The 18,911-nt window shown below is 48.3% G+C and carries 14 protein-coding genes; 13 read left to right on the forward strand and 1 reads right to left on the reverse strand.

Features of this window, described 5'->3' with window-relative positions; translation table 11 throughout:
* The first annotated feature begins 4 nt into the window (after positions 1–4).
* The 10 genes from PP178_RS04465 to PP178_RS04510 all read left to right on the forward strand — a co-directional run bounded on the left by PP178_RS04465 (position 5) and on the right by PP178_RS04510 (position 14,928).
* A complete protein-coding gene (locus PP178_RS04465; RefSeq protein WP_272593108.1) occupies positions 5–1,759 on the forward strand; it encodes a LamG-like jellyroll fold domain-containing protein in 1,755 nt (584 codons plus the stop codon).
* Positions 1,760–1,843: 84 nt separating this feature from the next.
* Positions 1,844–3,214: a glucoamylase family protein gene (locus tag PP178_RS04470; RefSeq protein ID WP_272593109.1), complete on the forward strand. Its 1,371-nt coding sequence runs from the start codon at positions 1,844–1,846 to the stop codon at positions 3,212–3,214.
* A complete protein-coding gene (locus tag PP178_RS04475; RefSeq protein WP_272593110.1) occupies positions 3,207–4,577 on the forward strand; it encodes a glucoamylase family protein in 1,371 nt (456 codons plus the stop codon). The genes PP178_RS04470 and PP178_RS04475 overlap by 8 nt, the downstream gene beginning before the upstream one ends.
* Entirely contained in the window at positions 4,567–5,352 is a 786-nt protein-coding gene (locus PP178_RS04480) for a prolyl oligopeptidase family serine peptidase (RefSeq protein WP_272593111.1), read from the forward strand. The genes PP178_RS04475 and PP178_RS04480 overlap by 11 nt, the downstream gene beginning before the upstream one ends.
* A 12-nt stretch (positions 5,353–5,364) precedes the next feature.
* Positions 5,365–7,080, forward strand: coding sequence for a family 43 glycosylhydrolase (locus PP178_RS04485; RefSeq protein WP_272593112.1), 1,716 nt, complete (start codon positions 5,365–5,367; stop codon positions 7,078–7,080).
* Positions 7,081–7,097: 17 nt separating this feature from the next.
* Positions 7,098–9,377: a beta-glucosidase BglX gene (gene bglX, locus PP178_RS04490; protein ID WP_272593113.1), complete on the forward strand. Its 2,280-nt coding sequence runs from the start codon at positions 7,098–7,100 to the stop codon at positions 9,375–9,377.
* Positions 9,378–9,420: 43 nt separating this feature from the next.
* The gene (locus PP178_RS04495) at positions 9,421–11,034 is read left to right on the forward strand and encodes a sulfatase family protein (protein ID WP_272593114.1); all 1,614 of its coding nucleotides are present in this window, start codon (positions 9,421–9,423) and stop codon (positions 11,032–11,034) included.
* A 5-nt stretch (positions 11,035–11,039) separates the two neighbouring features.
* Positions 11,040–11,885 (forward strand): endonuclease/exonuclease/phosphatase family protein, encoded by an 846-nt coding sequence (locus tag PP178_RS04500; RefSeq protein ID WP_272593115.1) that lies wholly within the window; start codon positions 11,040–11,042, stop codon positions 11,883–11,885.
* Between the two features lie 117 nt (positions 11,886–12,002).
* Positions 12,003–13,835, forward strand: coding sequence for a sodium:solute symporter family protein (locus PP178_RS04505; RefSeq protein WP_272593116.1), 1,833 nt, complete (start codon positions 12,003–12,005; stop codon positions 13,833–13,835).
* A gap of 4 nt (positions 13,836–13,839) precedes the next feature.
* Positions 13,840–14,928 (forward strand): acyltransferase family protein, encoded by a 1,089-nt coding sequence (locus PP178_RS04510; RefSeq protein ID WP_272593117.1) that lies wholly within the window; start codon positions 13,840–13,842, stop codon positions 14,926–14,928.
* Positions 14,929–14,935: 7 nt separating this feature from the next.
* Here the strand turns inward: PP178_RS04510 and PP178_RS04515 are convergent, their stop codons facing one another.
* The gene (locus PP178_RS04515) at positions 14,936–15,799 is read right to left on the reverse strand and encodes an alpha/beta hydrolase (RefSeq protein ID WP_272593118.1); all 864 of its coding nucleotides are present in this window, start codon (positions 15,797–15,799) and stop codon (positions 14,936–14,938) included.
* Between the two features lie 125 nt (positions 15,800–15,924).
* Between PP178_RS04515 and PP178_RS04520 the strand changes: the two genes are divergently transcribed.
* From PP178_RS04520 to PP178_RS04530, 3 genes are read left to right on the forward strand one after another with little or no spacing between them, the layout of a single operon-like run.
* Positions 15,925–16,635 (forward strand): alpha/beta hydrolase-fold protein, encoded by a 711-nt coding sequence (locus tag PP178_RS04520; RefSeq protein ID WP_272593119.1) that lies wholly within the window; start codon positions 15,925–15,927, stop codon positions 16,633–16,635.
* Between the two features lie 24 nt (positions 16,636–16,659).
* On the forward strand, positions 16,660–17,760 hold the full coding sequence (locus PP178_RS04525; protein WP_272593615.1) for an ATP-grasp domain-containing protein: 1,101 nt from the start codon (positions 16,660–16,662) through the stop codon (positions 17,758–17,760).
* A 21-nt stretch (positions 17,761–17,781) separates the two neighbouring features.
* Positions 17,782–18,879 carry a carboxylate-amine ligase gene (locus tag PP178_RS04530; protein WP_272593120.1) on the forward strand — a complete coding sequence of 366 codons (1,098 nt, stop codon included), beginning with the start codon at positions 17,782–17,784 and terminating at the stop codon, positions 18,877–18,879.
* Positions 18,880–18,911: the final 32 nt, after the last annotated feature.

Consider the following 18,911-nt stretch of genomic DNA (forward strand, 5'->3'; position numbering starts at 1 on the left):
GATCATGAAATACGTTAAACATATACTGATGACCCTTACCGCGCTTTTCCTTTGGGTGAGCTGCGATACAGGGATAGATCCTATCACACAGCTGGAGCCTGGCACCGATGCCACTGCCCCACAGGTGACCATCAACTACCCTACGCCCGGTACCAAGATCAAAGTACCCGAAGCAAAAACGGCGATCACTATAGATTTTGAAGTGACTGATGATATTGAAGTTGCCAAAATCGTAGTCCTGATGGACGGACAGCAGATCGCGAGCTACTCAGACTTTAAGGACTACCGCAGGGTCTTGGTCGATGACCTGGTCTTTGACGAGCTGACCGATGGAAGCCATGAACTCACGGTTCGTGCCACCGACCTGGATGGCAAGGAAACTGCCGCAACGGTGAACTTTGAAAAAGAACCGGCTTATACGCCCCTCTTTGCCGGAGAGGCACTCTATATGCCTTTTGATGGCGACTATACAGACTTGATAAGTCTTGCACAGGCCGACAAAGTAGGCACCCCCGGGTTTGCCGGAGAATCCGTGCTGGGAACTAATGCATTCCAGTCAGCAGCAGATTCTTACCTGTCCTTCCCTGCCGATGAATTTAAAGGAAGTGAGTTTACCGCAGCTTTCTGGTATAAGGTAAGTGCTAACCCGGACAGGGCAGGTATACTGGTCGCCGGGGACGATGCTGATGACCGTTTTCAGGGCTTCAGATTATTCCGTGAAGGCGGGGCTGATAACCAGACTATAAAATTAAATATAGGCACCGGGAGCGGTGAGAGCTGGAATGACGGAGGAGTTTTGGATGTAACGGCAGGGGAATGGGTGCATATAGCTTTCTCTATCAGCCAGGATATGAGTACTGTATTCTTTAACGGACAGGCGGTACGCAGCTCGGCCATGGCCAGCCCTATCGACTGGACAGGAGTGAACAGTATCACCATCGGTTCCGGCGGCGAGACCTTTGGATACTGGGGACATAACTCGGACAGCAGTCCCATGGATGAACTCCGCTTTTTCAACAAAGCGCTTACAGAAGCCGAGGTACAGAATATGATCAGTACCACCAATCCATATAGCGGTGAATTTGAGGGAGAGATACTCTATATGCCGTTTGATGGTGATAACAAGGAGTTATTCACATCTACGGATGCCACGGTAATCGGAAGTCCGGGTAACACCACGGAAAGTGTCGAAGGATCGGGAGCCTACAGCGGTTCAGCGGATTCCTACCTGACCTTCCCGGCGGAAGACCTGACAACCGAAGAATTCTCAGCAAGCTTCTGGTACAATGTGAATGCAGCTCCGGATCGTGCGGGAATCCTGGTCATGGGCCCTGAGGATACCGGTAATGCCGGATACCCGGAAGTGCAGAATTTAAGAACTAATGGTTTCCGATTTTTCCGGGAGGGAAGTGCAGACAACCAGGTTTTTAAACTGAACGTTGGGAACGGAACCGCAGACAGCTGGTTTGATGGTGGCGCCGCTGCCTCACTGGATCCTGCTGCTGCCGGATGGGTGCATATGGCCTTTACGATCTCAGGATCACAGGTCACCGTATATTTTGATGGCGAAATCGTTTCCCAGGGAGATTTCTCCGGGATAGACTGGACCGGAGTAGATATACTCTCTATAGGTTCCGGGGCACCGCGATTTACGGAATGGGGCCACTTGTCTGACCAGAGCAGCCTGGATGAGCTGCGTCTGTTCAGCAAGGCACTGACGCAGGAAGAGGTACAGGCCATCCGCAATTCCGACCTGTAAACACAGTCTATTTTTTAACCTAATGGTGACATGGCAGGCCTGCTTCTGGCGGGCCTTCCCCACCAGATTTTGAGTTAGTTTTTCATGAAGTTAATTTTAATTTCAATGGCCGTGGCATCCGTATTATTCGGGTGCAACGGCCTTAATTCAGAGAAAAAAGATCAAGGGGAACTTTCCTCCACTCCCGCGACAGAATGGACGGAAACCCAATTGTTAGACACTGTGCAGTACCAGACTTTTAATTATTTCTGGGACGGAGCGGAACCTAACTCGGGCCTTGCCCGTGAGCGGATCCATATGGACAGTATTTACCCTACCCACGATCGAAACATCATTACAATCGGGGGCTCAGGTTTTGGCCTGATGGCTATCCTGGTGGGAGTAGAAAGAGGCTTTATCACCCGGGAGCAAGCCATGGAAAGGTTAGAGAAGGCCGTTAATTTCTTGTCTGAAGCAGACCGTTTTCACGGAGCCTGGCCGCATTGGCTGACCCCTAAAGGAAAGGTTGCTCCTTTCAGCGCCAAAGATAACGGGGGAGACCTTGTAGAAACAGCTTTCCTGGTACAGGGTTTACTGACCGTTAAAGAATACTTTGAAGAAGGCTCCGAAAGGGAACAACAGCTCGCGGACAAGATACAACAACTCTGGGAGGAAGTAGAGTGGGACTGGTATACCAAGGGCGGTGAAAATGTGTTGTACTGGCACTGGTCGCCACAATACGGCTGGGATATGAATTTCCCGGTAGGCGGGTATAATGAAGCTTTGATCATGTATGTACTGGCTGCGGCTTCTCCTACCCATCCCATCAGCAAAGAAGTGTATGAAAAAGGATGGGCACTGAGTGGTAAAATTGCAGAAGATACTACCTATTACGGCTTGGAAACCGAACTCAACCATTATGAACACGATGCGGCCCCCGTTGGCCCGTTATTCTGGGCGCATTACTCTTACCTGGGACTTGATCCCCATGGACTAGAGGATCAGTACGGGGATTACTGGAAACTGAATCGCAACCACGCATTGATACATTATAAACACAGCCTGGAAAATCCACAGGGCTATAAGGGCTATGGAAAAAACCTTTGGGGACTGACCTCCAGCTATTCTATGAAAGGATATGCCGGTCATCGCCCCGACAAGGATCTAAGCGTCATCTCCCCCACTGCTGCTTTGTCTTCCATGCCCTATACCCCTGAAGAAAGCAAGCAATTCCTTCGCTACATGTACACAGAACAGGATTCACTGATTGGCAGGTTTGGCCCTTACGATGCCTTCAGCCTGGAGGAAGGATGGTCCCTTCCACGTTACCTGGCCATCGACCAAGGCCCAATCCCGGTGATGATAGAGAATTACCGGAGCGGTTTACTTTGGAAATATTTTATGAAAAATGAGGATCTGCATAACGGTTTGAGAAAATTAGGATTTAAAAGCCCCTACCTGTCTACAGATGAATAGGCTGCTGACCATATCGTTAATTACTGTGTTATTATGCACAGCCTGTGGAAAGGATGACTACACCTATACCCCGGTACCATTTCCTGAACCCGATGCGGGTCCCCCGCCGATCACGGATGAGGAATTGCTGGATCTGACGCAGGAGACGACCTTCAGATATTTCTGGGACTTCGCGGAAGTGAATTCGGGTGCCGCCAGGGAAAGGTACCATCCCGCTGACCCCTCCAATGATGAGAATACCGTAACCGCAGGGGGCACCGGCTTTGGACTTATGGCTATCCTGGTGGGGATAGAGCGTGGCTTTATCAGCAGGGATGAAGGGGTGGAGCGCCTTCGGAAAATCCTTGGATTCCTGGAGTCTGCTGACCGCTTCCACGGGGCATGGCCCCATTGGATGGATGGCCGTAACGGGAATGTGATTCCTTTCAGCCAGCAGGATGACGGGGGAGACCTGGTAGAGACCGCCTTCCTGGCCCAAGGGCTTATTTGCGTTAAGGAGTACCTGAAGAACGGAACCGAAACTGAAAAGCAATTAGCGACTAAAGCAGACGAGTTGTGGAAAGGCATTGAGTGGGATTGGTATACCCAGGGCGAGACCAGCCTGTACTGGCATTGGAGCCCTACCCACCAGTTCGCTATGGATTTTCCACTCAGGGGCTATAACGAGGTGCTGGTAACCTACGTCCTGGCGGCGGCATCGCCGGAACACGGAATTTCCCGGGAAGTCTATGAAAACGGATGGGCCCGGGCCGGTAATATTCGTTCTGTACGGGAACAGTACGGGCTCCCTTTATTGGTTAGTCATAACGGGGCAGAATCTTACGGCGGCCCGCTGTTCTGGGCTCATTATTCCTACCTGGGACTGGATCCTAACGGACTCAGCGATGCCTTTGTCAATTACGAACAGGTTAATATCAACCACAGCAAGATCAATTACCAATATGCTGTTGAGAATCCAAAAGGCTTCAGGGATTATGGGAAAGATTGCTGGGGGCTTACGGCAAGCTATTCCCGCAATGCTGACGGAAGCATCGGCTATAATGCGCATCACCCTGCTAATGATGTTGGAGTAATCTCTCCCACGGCGGCCATCTCATCTATCCCTTACACCCCACAGGAATCGACTAGGGCCCTGAGATATTTTTATAAAAACAAAGACAAGTTATTAGGTCCTGCCGGGTTTTACGATGCCTTCAGCCCGGAGTATAACTTCTGGGTGGCAGAGCGATACCTGGCCATAGACCAGGGACCAATAATTATTATGATTGAAAATTACAGGACCGGTTTTCTCTGGGAGCTCTTTATGGGCAACGAGGAAATCAGGTCCGGGTTAACCAGCTTAGGATTTACATATGGAAGCTAAAACGTTTTTAGCATTATTTCTCTGCCTATTAGGTGCTTATTCCCTGCAGGCGCAGAACGAATTGTACGAGGAGGCAGTATTTAAAAATAATTCGGATTCCTTGCAGTACAGGATCATGTACCCCGAAGGGTTTTCAGAAACAAAGCAATACCCTGTAGTGTTGTTCCTGCACGGGGCCGGTGAGCGTGGTAATGACAATACCAAACAGCTGGCACACGGCAGCTCGCTCTTCAGCACATCCGAACATCGGGATCAATATCCCGCTATCATTATTTTCCCACAATGCCCGGCAGGGCAGTACTGGGCCAATGTGGATGTCAACAGGCAGGTACAACCATATACGCTCGACTTTAACTATGAAAAGGGACCGACTAAACCAATGGAACTGGTCATGGAACTCATGGACGGGATCCTTGCTGAACCCTATACGAAAAAGGAGCAGGTATATGTAATGGGACTTTCCATGGGTGGTATGGGGACTTACGAGATCCTGTACAGGAAGCCCGAAATGTTTGCAGCAGCGGTGGCCATTTGTGGCGGAGGTGATCCCAAAACGGTTAAGACCTACGCGAAAGAAGTTCCAATGTGGATCTTTCACGGTGCCATGGATAACGTGGTCGACCCAATATACTCCCTGCAAATGGGGAGTCAGATTCTTGAAGATGGAGGCTTTCCGAATATAACGATTTACAGCGATGCCAACCACAACAGCTGGGATCCCGCATTTGTTGAGCCTGGTCTTTTGAAGTGGTTATTCTCTAAAACAACGAATTAAAAATTACATAAAATGAAGCTATTTAAACTGCTAAAGTTAGGCTGCCTGGTAATCGCAGGAACAACTGTAGCGCAAGAGGCCACCTACTGTAACCCGGTGAATATAGATTATACATATATGATCTATAATTCCCACAATGATAATTCGTACAGGTCCGGTGCAGACCCGGCAGTCGTTTCTTTTAAGGATCATTATTATATGTTCGTCACCCGTTCTATGGGCTACTGGAAATCACCGGATCTTCATCAATGGGAGTTTGTGAAACCTAGGAGCTGGTATTTTGAGGGATCTAATGCACCGGCTGCTTTTAACTACAAGGATTCCGTACTCTATGTGGCCGGCGATCCTTCGGGCAGCATGAGCATCATTGGGACAGCCAACCCGGAGATCGGAGATTGGGAAGGGACTAACGGTATTCTCTACAACCTGCAGGATCCTGCTTTTTTTATAGATGATGACGGGGAAACCTACCTTTACTGGGGTTCTTCAAACAAATACCCCATCAGGGCAAAAAAATTAGATAAGGATCGCCGATTCCGGCCTTCAGAGGAGATCCATGAACTCTTTAACCTTAAGCCAGAGGAACACGGTTGGGAACGCTTTGGAGAGAACCATTCGGACACTATACTAGGGGGATATATAGAGGGCCCCTGGCCTACCAAATATAAAGACAAGTATTATATAGAGTATGCCGCGCCCGGGACCGAATTCAATGTCTATGGTGACGGTGCGTATATTGGGGATCATCCCTTAGGGCCTTTTACCTATGCCCCCAACAACCCTTTCTCTTATAAGCCCGGGGGATTTATACCCGGAGCGGGCCATGGCAGCACGGTGCAGGGCCCCGGAGGACAGTACTGGCACTTTGCCTCCATGGCCGTGAATGTCAACATTGGTTGGGAACGAAGGATTGGAATGTTCCCTACATTCTTTGATGAAGACGACCTTATTTATACCAATACCTACTTTGGCGATTATCCCCATTACGCTCCTTCGGTACCGGGAAAGGAGGGAAAATTCACCGGTTGGATGCTTTTATCCTATAATAAACCCGTTAAAACCTCTTCATCTAAGGATGGATTTACCGCGGAAAACCTGGTAGATGAAAACATAAAAAGCTTTTGGGTGGCCGAAACGAACGGAGAAGGAGAATGGATACAGATCGACCTTGAAGCTGTTTCCGGAGTTCGAGCCTTCCAGGTAAATTACCACGATTACAAGTCAGATTTATACGGCCGGGTTCCGGGTCTCTACCACCAGTATATTATAGAGGCCTCCAAAGACGGGGAGCAGTGGCAAATATTAGTGGACAAAAGCAAGAATAAGAAGGATGTACCTAATGATTACGTCGCTTTAGAAGCCCCGGTATCTGCGCGTTTTATCAGGTTTAAAAACCTCCATGTCCCCACCGGGAACCTGGCTATTTCAGACCTGCGTGTGTTTGGTAAAGGCAGCGGCAAGACTCCGAGAAAAGTGCGGAATTTCGAGGTAGACCGAAAAGAAGACCGCCGGGATGCCCGGATCAGCTGGAGCGCGGTAAAAGGAGCTACGGGCTATAACGTAATCTGGGGAATAGCCCCGGATAAGATGTACAGCAGCTGGCAATTATACGGGGAAACTTCCCTGGAGCTGAAATCCCTGAATACAGATCAAAACTACTATTTCACCGTGGAAGCCTTTAATGAAAACGGGATTTCTGAACGTGCGAATATTATTGAAACCGAATAGATATAAATAAGTTTACCATGATAGAATACCTGAAAATATACAGTATCATCTTTACGCTCTCACTCCTGTCTACCCACGGATTAGGGGCCCAGGAACGTATTCCCGAAGTAGAGAAACTACTTGGAAAAATGACCCTGCAGGAAAAAATCGGTCAACTGAACCTGCTGACTCCGGGTGGAGGTGTTGCAACCGGTTCCGTGGTCAGTGAGAATGTGGAAGCAAAGATCAAAAAAGGGCAGGTTGGCGGACTTTTCGGGGTTGCCGGTCCGGAGCGGGTAAGAGTTGCCCAGGAACTGGCCGTTAATCATTCGCGTTTAAAAATTCCATTGCTCATTGGTTCAGATGTCATCCATGGGTATAAGACTACATTTCCAATCCCGTTGGGCTTATCAGCTAGCTGGGACATGCAGCTCATGGAAGAAGTTGCAAGGATTTCTGCCAGGGAAGCCACTGCGGATGGGATCAACTGGAATTTCTCACCCATGGTAGATATCGCCCGTGATCCGAGGTGGGGAAGAATAGCTGAAGGAGCGGGCGAAGATCCATACCTGGGATCTATGGTTGCCAGGGCAATGGTAAGAGGCTACCAGGGGAACGACCTTTCTGAACCCAATACCATGATGGCAACGGTTAAGCACTTGGCACTTTACGGTGCCGCAGAAGCGGGGAGAGACTACCACTCGGTAGATATGAGCCGAATTAAAATGTTTAACCAATACCTGCCGCCGTATAAAGCAGCTATTGATGAGGGTGTTGCCAGTGTGATGACCTCGTTTAACGATATAGACGGAGTTCCCGCATCGGGTAACAAATGGTTGTTGACCGACCTCCTGCGAGACCAATGGGGGTTTAACGGGATGGTTGTGTCTGACTATACCTCTGTCAATGAAATGATCGCTCATGGGCTTGGCGACCTGCAGGCAGTTTCGGCCCTGGCACTTAATGCAGGCCTGGATATGGATATGGTCGGGGAAGGATTTTTAACCACTTTGGAGAAATCCGTAAAAGAAGGAAAAGTATCCGAAGAGTCGATTACCAACGCGGCAAGGCGTATCCTGGAAGCAAAATTCAGGCTGGGTCTTTTCCAGGACCCTAATCGCTACCTGGACGAGAGCAGGCCCGCAAAAGATATACTGAGCCCCGAACATCGGGAAGCGGCTAAGGAGATAGCCAAGAAGACCTTTGTGCTACTGAAGAAACAGGGTAATACCCTGCCTTTAGATCCTTCGGCTAAAATTGCATTGGTGGGCCCACTGGCGGATAGCCAGAACAATATGCTGGGGACCTGGGCTCCTACTGGGGATGTGAAAAACGCCATCCCGGTATTAGAGGGTTTCAGGAAATCCATGCCCGATGTATCTGTCAGTTATGCCAAAGGAGCCAATATTACGGACGATGCTGATTTGGCCAAAAAGGTAAATGTTTTTGGCCCCAGGGTGCAGATCGCAGCGCAGGAACCTTCGGAATTGCTGAAGGAGGCCGTTGAGTTGGCCGTTGAATCAGACGTGGTTGTTGCCGTATTAGGGGAGGCTACGGAAATGAGCGGCGAGGCCGCCAGCAGGACAGACCTATCCCTGCCGCTAAGCCAGAAGAAATTATTAAAAGCTCTTGTCGACACCGGCAAACCTGTGGTTGTCGTATTGATGAGCGGGCGTTCATTGACCATAGAAGATGAGTCCCAATTACCGATCAGCATACTGCAGACCTGGCACCCGGGTGTAGAGGCGGGTAACGCTATCGTGGAAGTGTTGTACGGGGAGTATAATCCTGCCGGGAAACTTACGGCCACCTGGCCCAGGAACGTGGGGCAGATCCCGATTTACCACAGTGCAAAGATCACCGGGAGACCTGGCCCTGACAGTGAATTCCAAAAATTTAAATCAAATTACCTCGACGCCCCCAATACGCCCCTATATCCATTTGGATATGGGCTGAGTTATACCGATTTTGAATATAGCGACCTGCGCTTAAACAAATCGGAAATAGGGCAGGGAGAATCCATAACAGCAACGGTTACCGTAAAGAATACGGGTGATTATGACGGGGAAGAAGTTGTGCAAGTATACCTGAGAGACCTGGTGAGGACTATCACCCCGCCTTCAAAGCAACTCAAGGGTTTTAAAAAGATCATGATAAAGAAGGGAGCTTCTGTCGATGTAAGTATCACCCTGCAAGCGGTCGATTTGAAATTCTATAACAGCCAGATCGAATTTGTTTCAGAACCCGGGGACTTTGAGCTCTATGTCGGCGGAAATTCCGAACAGACGCTGAAAGCAGGATTTAAACTCGTTAATTAATCACTACCACATTTGTTACATGGAGTTAAGCTATAAATCTTGGATGATCTTCACTTGCCTGGTCTTGGTCTTGCTGTCTTGTGGTGAAGAAAAGAAAGAAGAAAAAAAGCCACCGCTGAGGCCGAATATCATTTTTATCATGTCTGATGACCATGCCGCCCAGGCGATCAGCTCCTACGGACATCCACTCTCAGAAAAAGCTCCGACTCCCAATATAGACCGGATCGCAAAGAACGGGATGCGGTTTACTAATGCCTTTTGTACCAATGCTATCTGTGGCCCCAGCCGCGCGGTAATCCTGACAGGGAAACACAGCCATGTCAACGGGTTCCGAATGAACGGGGAACTGTTTAATGGCAACCAGGCAACGCTGCCAAAGTACCTCAGGGGAAAGGGTTACCGTACTGCGGTTATCGGGAAATGGCACCTTCATGGAGAACCCACCGGTTTTGACCACTGGGAGATCGTGAACGACCAGGGGAATTACTACAACCCGGAATTTATTAAAGGAACAGATACTACCATAATTGAAGGTTATGTTACCGATATCATTACCAAAAAGGGCCTTTCCTGGTTAAAGGAACAAGAAGGTCGGGAAGATCCTTTTTTCCTGATGCTTCATCATAAGGCGCCACACCGGAACTGGATGCCTGCTCCCCGCCATTTAAACTTGTATGATTCTGTTCATTTTCCGCTACCGGACTCGTATTTTCCCAAGTTCGTCAACCAGGTAGCAGCACAGGAACAACAGCAGACCATTTACGAGGATATGTACGAGGGGCACGACCTGAAAATGTCTACCGGGCTGGGAGAGACCACCCTGGCCCACAACCCGTGGACCACGGACTTTGACCGGATGACGCCCGAACAGCGCACACAATGGGATAAGGCCTACCAACCCAAGAATGACGCTATGCACAGGGCTAACCTCCAGGGCAGGGAACTGGATCGTTGGAAAGGGCAGCGATACTTACAGGATTATATGGCTACCGTGGCTTCTGTAGATGAAGGAGTGGGGCAATTACTGGATTACCTGGAAGCCACTGGAATGGATGAAAACACCTTGGTGGTATACACCTCTGACCAGGGGTTTTACCTTGGCGAGAATGGCTGGTTTGACAAGCGGTTCATGTACGAGGAATCACTGAGGATGCCCTTACTGATGCAATTGCCGGGGGTAATACCTCCTGGGAAAGTAGAAGAGACCATGGTACAGAATCTCGATTTTGCGCCAACATTCCTGGAGCTTGCGGGGGCATCTGACGATACTTCGGAGATGCAGGGAGCATCTTTTGCATCGCTGTTCACAGGAACAGGCAGTCCGGCAAACAACCGGGATGTGGTATATTACCACTATTACGATTACCCTGCTTTCCACATGGTCAAAAAACAATATGGCATTCGCACCAAACGCTATAAATTGATCCACTTTTATGACGATATAGACGAATGGGAACTATATGACCTGCAACAAGACCCCGGGGAACATAAAAACCTGATCAATGACCCGGAATACCGTAAAATCTCTGAAATGATGCATGTCAAACTGGATAGTGTACAGGAAGCTTACGGGGTAACCGAGAAAGAGTTTGAGCAGGCATCAGATGCGGAAGTTAGGCAGGCATATCGTAATTTCAGGAGATTAAGAGGAAACTAGCAGCCATGCATACAATGAATAAAAAGCTTTGGATTATCCTCGTATTAATGAGCGGTATCGTTAAGAGCCAGGATTTGACCGTGATGACTTATAACATCAGGTATGACAATCCCAAGGACAGCCTGGATGGTTGGGAACAGCGCAGTGCATTTTTATCTTCCCAAGTGCGCTTCCTTGAACCGGCCGTTTTTGGGACCCAGGAAGGCCTGCATCATCAATTGGAGGATCTTACCAATGCCTTGCCTGGTTATGAATTTTTCGGAAAAGGGCGGGACCATGGGGATCAGCGGGGCGAATATTCCGCCGTGTTTTACAAAAAAGACCAACTCCGTCTCCTTGACCAAGGGACCTTCTGGCTGTCAGAAACTCCGGATATCCCCTCTGTCGGGTGGGATGCGGCCCTGAACCGGGTATGCACTTACGGGCTTTTTAATACCCTGGAAGGGGATAAGAAATTTTATGTCTTTAATGCTCACCTGGACCATATGGGTGAAACGGCTCGGCAAAAAAGTCTGGAGCTCATTATTGAAAAAGTGAAGACATTGAACACGGATCAATATCCCGTGATCCTGATGGGCGATTTTAACCTTGAACCGGACCACCCTTCCATAAAGCAACTTTCCGGCGAAATGAAAGACGCCCACGATTTAGCTCCCACTGCGTTTAAAGGACCTACAGGCACCTATAATGGTTTTAATATGGATGAATTACCGACGAGGAGAATCGATTACATTTTTTTATCGCCCGGTGATTTTTCTGTTCAGCGTTACCGTATCATCAGCGAAATGGTGAACGGCAGGTATCCTTCGGATCACTTTCCTGTAGTCGCCAGGCTGAGGTTCTTGCCCTAAATATATATGGCATAATAAAATTCAAGCACGGTAAAATACGCTAGGTATTCGGTGAATTTTGAAAAGAGGTTATATGTAAATTATAATATCTTTAAGGACTGACCAATACGACCAACCATGCAATTAAGTACCCTTGATTATATAATCATTATCGGGTTCTTCGCCCTTGTTCTCGCCATAGGAATTTGGGTCTCCCGCAGATCCGGAAAAGACACTACAGAATTCTTCCTCTCCGGCAGGAACATGCCCTGGTGGCTGCTTGGTTTTTCCATGGTAGCAACTACTTTTTCAACAGACACGCCAAACCTGGTTACGGATATCGTCCGGACTAATGGGGTTTCCGGGAACTGGATATGGTGGGCCTTCCTGCTCACCGGCTTATTGACCGTGTTTGTGTATGCAAAACTCTGGAGACGATCTGACGTAAAGACCGATATGGAGTTTTACGATCTACGCTACGGGGGCAAGCCCGCTCATTTTTTAAGGGGGTTCAGATCAGTTTACCTGGGGATAGCTTTTAATATCATGGCGATGTCTGCGGTGACCCTGGCGGCCATAAAGATCGGGCAGATCATGTTGGGTCTCACTCCCGTAGAAACCGTATTGATAGGAGGCACAGTTACAGTTATTTTCAGTGCGGGCGGTGGTTTCAGGGGAGTGGTCTACACGGATTTTGTACTCTTTTTCGTCGCTATATTCGGTGCTGTCGGGGCAGCTTATTACCTGGTAAACCTGCCCGAGGTAGGTGGGGTGAGTGCACTTATCGCCCATGAGAATGTAGCGGGGAAATTATCCATCCTCCCGGATTTCTCTGATACTGAAGCACTGATCGGGATACTGGTAATCCCCCTGGCCGTACAATGGTGGAGCGCCTGGTACCCGGGAGCTGAACCGGGAGGAGGGGGCTATATTGCCCAGCGGATGCTGGCGGCTAAAAATGAGAACCACGCTATAGGCGCCACATTCTTTTTCAATATCATGCACTATGCACTTAGGCCCTGGCCCTGGATCCTTGTAGCCCTCGCTTCTATGGTGGTCTTCCCTGATGTAGCCAGTATTCAGGAGGCATTCCCCAATATCGAGGAGAGCAAGCTGGGGAATGACCTGGCGTATTCAGCAATGCTGACTAAGCTGCCCAGTGGTTTGCTCGGCTTAGTTATGGCTTCGCTTGGAGCTGCATATATGTCAACGATCTCTACTCACCTTAACTGGGGTTCTTCTTACGTGGTGAACGATTTTTACAAACAACAATTGAAGCCGGACGCTAGTGAGAAAGAGCTGGTGCTCGTGGGTCGAATCACTACCGTTGTTCTGATGGTAGCCAGTGCAATCTTTGCCCTATACCTTACCAATGCCCTGCAGCTTTTTGATATCATCCTGATGTTTGGAGCCGGAACAGGACTGATTTTTATCCTGCGTTGGTTCTGGTGGAGGATCAATGCCTGGAGCGAGATCTCTGCCATGTTCAGCTCAGGGATTATATCCATACTCTTCAGCATGACCTCCTTAGGGCCCTACCTCTTTGGAGGGGTAGACACCTTTGGTGTTGAGGCTGAGGGAATCTTCCCCGGATGGGCCAGGTTCCCGGCAGTAGTTCTGATCACCACGATTGTCTGGATTACAGTGACCTTCCTGACCCGGCCCGAGACCAAAGAGACCTTGTATGAATTCTATAAGCAAACACAGCCGGGAGGACCTGGATGGAAAAAGATCATTGATTCATCCCGTGCAGAAGATGTACAGATCGTAAACCGGAATGAAGAATGGACTGTTCCTTCAGGGATCCTAGCCATGATCGTAGGCTGCATCCTGGTGTACGGTTGTATGTTCGCCACCGGGAACTGGATCTATGGCAATTATACCCTTGCCAGCATATTAACCGTAGTTGTGATCATTGCCGCAGTGCTGTTAAAGCTTATTTGGAACAGGTTAAGAGGTGATATTCTCTGATGATATGAAAGAACGCATTATTTCTGTAGACATATTCCGGGGACTAACCATCGCCCTGATGATCCTTGTGAACACGCCAGGAAACTGGGAACACGTGTACGCCCCCTTCCTCCATGCACAATGGCACGGGTATACGCCTACAGACCTGGTGTTTCCCTTTTTCCTGTTCATCGTAGGTACTTCAATAGTATTGGCGTACAGGGACCGAAAGCCCGACAGCTCCAGCCTGAGTAAGATCAGTATCCGAAGCCTTAAGTTGATCGGGCTAGGGTTATTCCTCGGGGCCTTCACCATCTCTTTTCCGTTTTTCAAGGATTTTGAAGCAATACGATTTCCCGGGGTGCTGCAACGTATAGGGATCGTATTCTTTTTCGCGGCATTGCTCTACCTCTACACCAACTGGCGAGTGATCCTGGCGGTATGCATTTTTATTCTCCTGGGATATTGGGTTTGGCTGGGTTATATTCCTTTAGACGGGGTGGCGCCAACCTATGAGAGAGCTCCGAATAACTGGGCTAATTACATAGACCTTAATGTGCTGGGTACCCATATGTATAAAGAAGATTATGATCCAGAAGGAATACTGAGCACTTTCCCGGCTATTGTCTCTGCCTTGCTGGGAATATTTACAGGTCGTATTTTGATCTCTAAGAGGAGTGCAAAGGTCGGCATCCTGGCCCTGATGGGGCTGGGGCTGCTATTAACCGGCCATCTCTGGGATGCATTTTTTCCTATCAATAAACCGCTATGGACCAGCAGTTATGTTTTGGTAACTGCAGGGTGGGCTAACCTTTTACTTGCCCTTATCTATTACCTCACGGATGTGAAAGAGTACCGGTTTGGAAGTATATTCCGCTACGCAGGTGCAAATGCCATAACCATTTATTTCCTATCCAGCTTCTTCACCAAACTCTTTTACCTGGTCAGGGTATCTGAAAGTAACTCGGTTCACGGCTGGCTTTACAAGACGCTGTTCGTCTATGAATCAATTTCTCTTAAAACTTCTTCTCTGCTGTATGGATTAAGTGTTACCGCTTTTTACCTGCTGCTCGCCTATATTATGTACAGGAAGAAGATCTTTATAAAGGTCTGAGAACTGATCAGGATTTAGATGGAGGGCCTGTCTCAAGGGGAATACTCACAGGCACCTCTTTGGTAACCGGGAAGGCCCATTTCAGGAAATCAGGGAAAACCCTTGCCCAGGTAGGGAGGTCGTGTCGCCCGCCTTTTACTTCTACATATGCGATATCACCAGGGTAGCTATACCCCTTCTTTTGAAGTTCGCGGATAAGATCTTTAGTATCGTCTATGGCGTCGATCACCCCGTTCTTGTTCCTGTCTGCTATTTCGTCCTGGGTGCCGCACTGGAACCAGAACCGCATATCTTCGGCCATGGGTTTCTTTTGGACCAGGTTGAGTACCATCCTGCTCCTATCTTCAAGATCCCCGGGAACATACGCCTTATCGCGCCACCAAAATGAACCGCTGAAAACCCCTATCCCCCTGAAATGGTCAGGGTGGGAGTAGGCGATGTCAAAGGCAGACAACCCTCCAAGGGACATCCCGCAGAAAACCCAGTCCGCGGCCTTATCAGATACCTTGAATTCCCGTTGAAGAAAAGGAATAAACTCTTCGATGATAAATTTGCTGTAAGCTGTGGCCCGCTCCCCTCGGCCTTTATAATCAGGAGAACCTGAAATCCCGTATTCCTGCATCCTGCGATGGTCAGTCTCTATCCCTATATATATAAAAGGGCTGAGGGTGGCATCATTAAAGGCATTGATGAGGGTGTTTTCCAAGGCCATAGCCCTGAAATCCTGCCCGTCATTCATTAGGAGTACCGGGAATGTTCCCCCTTCTTTCTGGTAATCGGCCGGGGCTACCCAACGGAATACTACTTTTCTCTTAAGATTCTTAGAATAAAATCGCCCTTTCAGGCTTATGATATCAATTTCAAACGACATGATCAGCTATAAAAGTGCAAGTATACTTATTCCCGGGAATTTATCCGAACACTGTAGGAAACAAAAATGCTTCAGTACGAGGGAATTAGTTGTTAAAGAATATAAAAAAAGCTACATTTAAGATAATGGCAACAGCAAGACATATACAATATTACTCCAATATTCTCGGGCGTGATATTAACTTAGAAATTACCGGGCACTGGGGGCACCCCATCCTTATGTTCCCCTCATCTTACGGAAGTTATACCCAGAACCGTGATTTTGGACTCAACCAGTCCGTAATGCATTTTATAGACCAGGGGAAGATCAAACTGTACAACGTAGAGACTATAGACGGACTGTCATTCTATGCGGACGATCTTTCTTCCGAAGTGAAGATCCACAATTATGAACTGTACATGCAATTCCTGAAGGATGAGCTTATTCCTTATATACAACAAGAATGTAATACACATAGGATAGGCGTAGCCGGGGTTAGCTTCGGGGGGTACCACGCGGCGAATACAGCCTTCCGCTTCCCTGACCTGGTATCTCACCTTTTTTCTATGTCCGGGGTCTTCAACATCAGGAATTTTACACCCTTGTCTGATGACATGAGGATCTACTTTAATTGCCCTGACGAGTTTATGCAGAACGAGGAGTCATGGAAATTTATGCATATGCAAATTGTGCTGAGCACTTCTAACTGGGACAGCTGTAAACCAAAAAATGAACATATGGCCAACATCCTGGCCAATAAGGGAATTCCTTATTGGTATGATGAAAAGCAATGGATAGACCATGACTGGCCTCTCTGGAAGATGGTATTCCCCGAATACATCGGCCGCTATTTTTGATCATTAACTAGAATAAACCAAAACATTATGAAAAAAGTCGGAATACTATTCGGAATGGAAGATACTTTTCCATGGGCATTTATAGAACGAGTGAACCAGATGGGTGACGGTAAGGTCAAAGCCGAAGCTGTACAGATAGATAAGGTGCAACAGGGTATTGACTACGGATACCATGTGATCATAGACCGGATCTCACAAGAGGTCCCCTTCTACCGATCTTACCTTAAAAACGCCGCCCTGATGGGAACAGCGGTGATCAACAATCCTTTCTGGTGGAGCGCAGATGAAAAATTCTTTAATAACTGCCTTTCTGTACAACTGGGTGTTCCCGTACCCAAAACGGTCTTATTGCCCTCCAAGGAAAGGCCAGATGATACAACTGAGAAATCCTTCCGCAACCTCAGGGCGCCCCTGGATTGGGATTATATGTTTGACTATATCGGCTTCCCTGCCTATATGAAACCGCATTCAGGGGGTGGCTGGAAAAGCGTTTACAAGGTGGATAGCCCGGAAGATCTTTTTGCCAAACACGGTGAAACAGAACAGCTGGTGATGATGCTGCAGGAAGAGATCGTTTTTGATGATTACTACAGGGTATATTGCCTGGGGCAGAAATATGTACATATAATGCCTTATGAACCCCGGAACGAATTTCACCAGCGTTACGCTACGGAGCCAAAGACTAAGGGGGATGAACACAAGAAACTAATGAAGACTATCCACGACCTGACCATAAAACTGAACAAGGCCCTGGGCTACGACTTTAATACCGTAGAATTTGCTGTGAGAAACGGTATCCCGTATGCCATAGATTTCTGTAACCCTGCCCCGGATGCAGATATTAATTCGGTAGGACAGCAGAATTTTGACTGGATCGTGGAACACTCGGCCAAGTTGGCAATCGATAAAGCAAAGTCTTACAAGGCCAAGAAGAACAATTGTACCTGGGGGACCTTCCTGCAGGAGGCGGTTTCTGGGCCTGCACCCAGGAAATCGAACATGGGATTGAAGTCAGCTTCAGAAGCTGCAAAAACCGCGGTTAAAAAGCAGGTGGCAGCGAAAAAGGCAACGGCTCCCAAAAAAAAGGCAGCTCCCAAGGCTAAGAGCAGTCTGAAAAAGAAATAACAGCTGACCAAAAAGCATCCGATGGAAAAGTTTACACTGGGCATAGAAGAAGAATTTCAGATCCTCGACGGCGATAGCCTGATGTTGCGTTCACAGATGTCTAAAATTATCAAGGACGGACAGATCATCCTCAAGGAACGCATAAAACAGGAAATGCACCAGTCCGTGGTGGAAATGGGGACCAATATCTGCGATAACATTCAACACGCCAGGGACGAGGTTTCTTACCTGCGACAGCAGGTCATCGCCCTTGCGGCCAATGAAGGTTTAAAGGTTGCCGCGGCCGGTACCCACCCTTGTTCGCACTGGAGGGACCAGCTGATTACTCCGGATCCCCGTTATGATCAACTTATAGAGGAAATGAAGGATGTGGCCCGCTCTAACCTGATCTTCGGGATGCACGTTCACGTCGGGATTCCCAACCGGGAAGAAGGCATGCAGATCATGAACGTAGCCCGGTATTTTCTACCACATCTCTACGCTTTATCGACCAACTCACCTTTCTGGGAAGGTCATGAGACCGGGTTTAAATCGTTCCGCTCCAAGATTTTTGATAAATTCCCGCGTACAGGTATCCCCCCTTATTTCTCCAGTGTGGAAGAATATGACAGGTTTATCAACGTGCTGGTTAAAACCGGTTGTATCGATAATGGGAAAAAGATCTGGTGGGATTTAAGGCTGCACCCTTTTTACCCTACAGTGGAGTTTCGAATCTGCGACATGATGATGACCGTAGACGAGGTAATTTGTGTTGCCGCGCTGATGCAGTGCATCATTGCCAAACTGATCAAGTTGCACCGGAAAAACCAAAGCTTCAGGACCTACAGGCGAGTCCTGATCAATGAGAATAAATGGAGGGCCGGACGGTATGGTGTAGAAGCCAAACTGATCGATTTTGGGAAAGAAGCCGAGGTGCCCTTTAAAAGCCTCATGATCGAATTGCTCGATTTTATTGATGACGTCGTGGATGATCTTGCCTGCCGAAGAGAGGTGAACTACGTATACCAGATCCTGGAACAAGGCTCCGGTGCGGATCGTCAGTTAAAAGTTTTCCATGAGACCGGTGACCTGGTGAAGGTGGTTGATTATATTATTGGCGAAACTTCTAAAGGGCTTTAGTTAAAATTAGGGGATACCCCTTATATAATGTG

This window comes from Zeaxanthinibacter sp. PT1 (assembly GCF_028464225.1).
Classification (GTDB): Bacteria; Bacteroidota; Bacteroidia; order Flavobacteriales; family Flavobacteriaceae; genus Zeaxanthinibacter.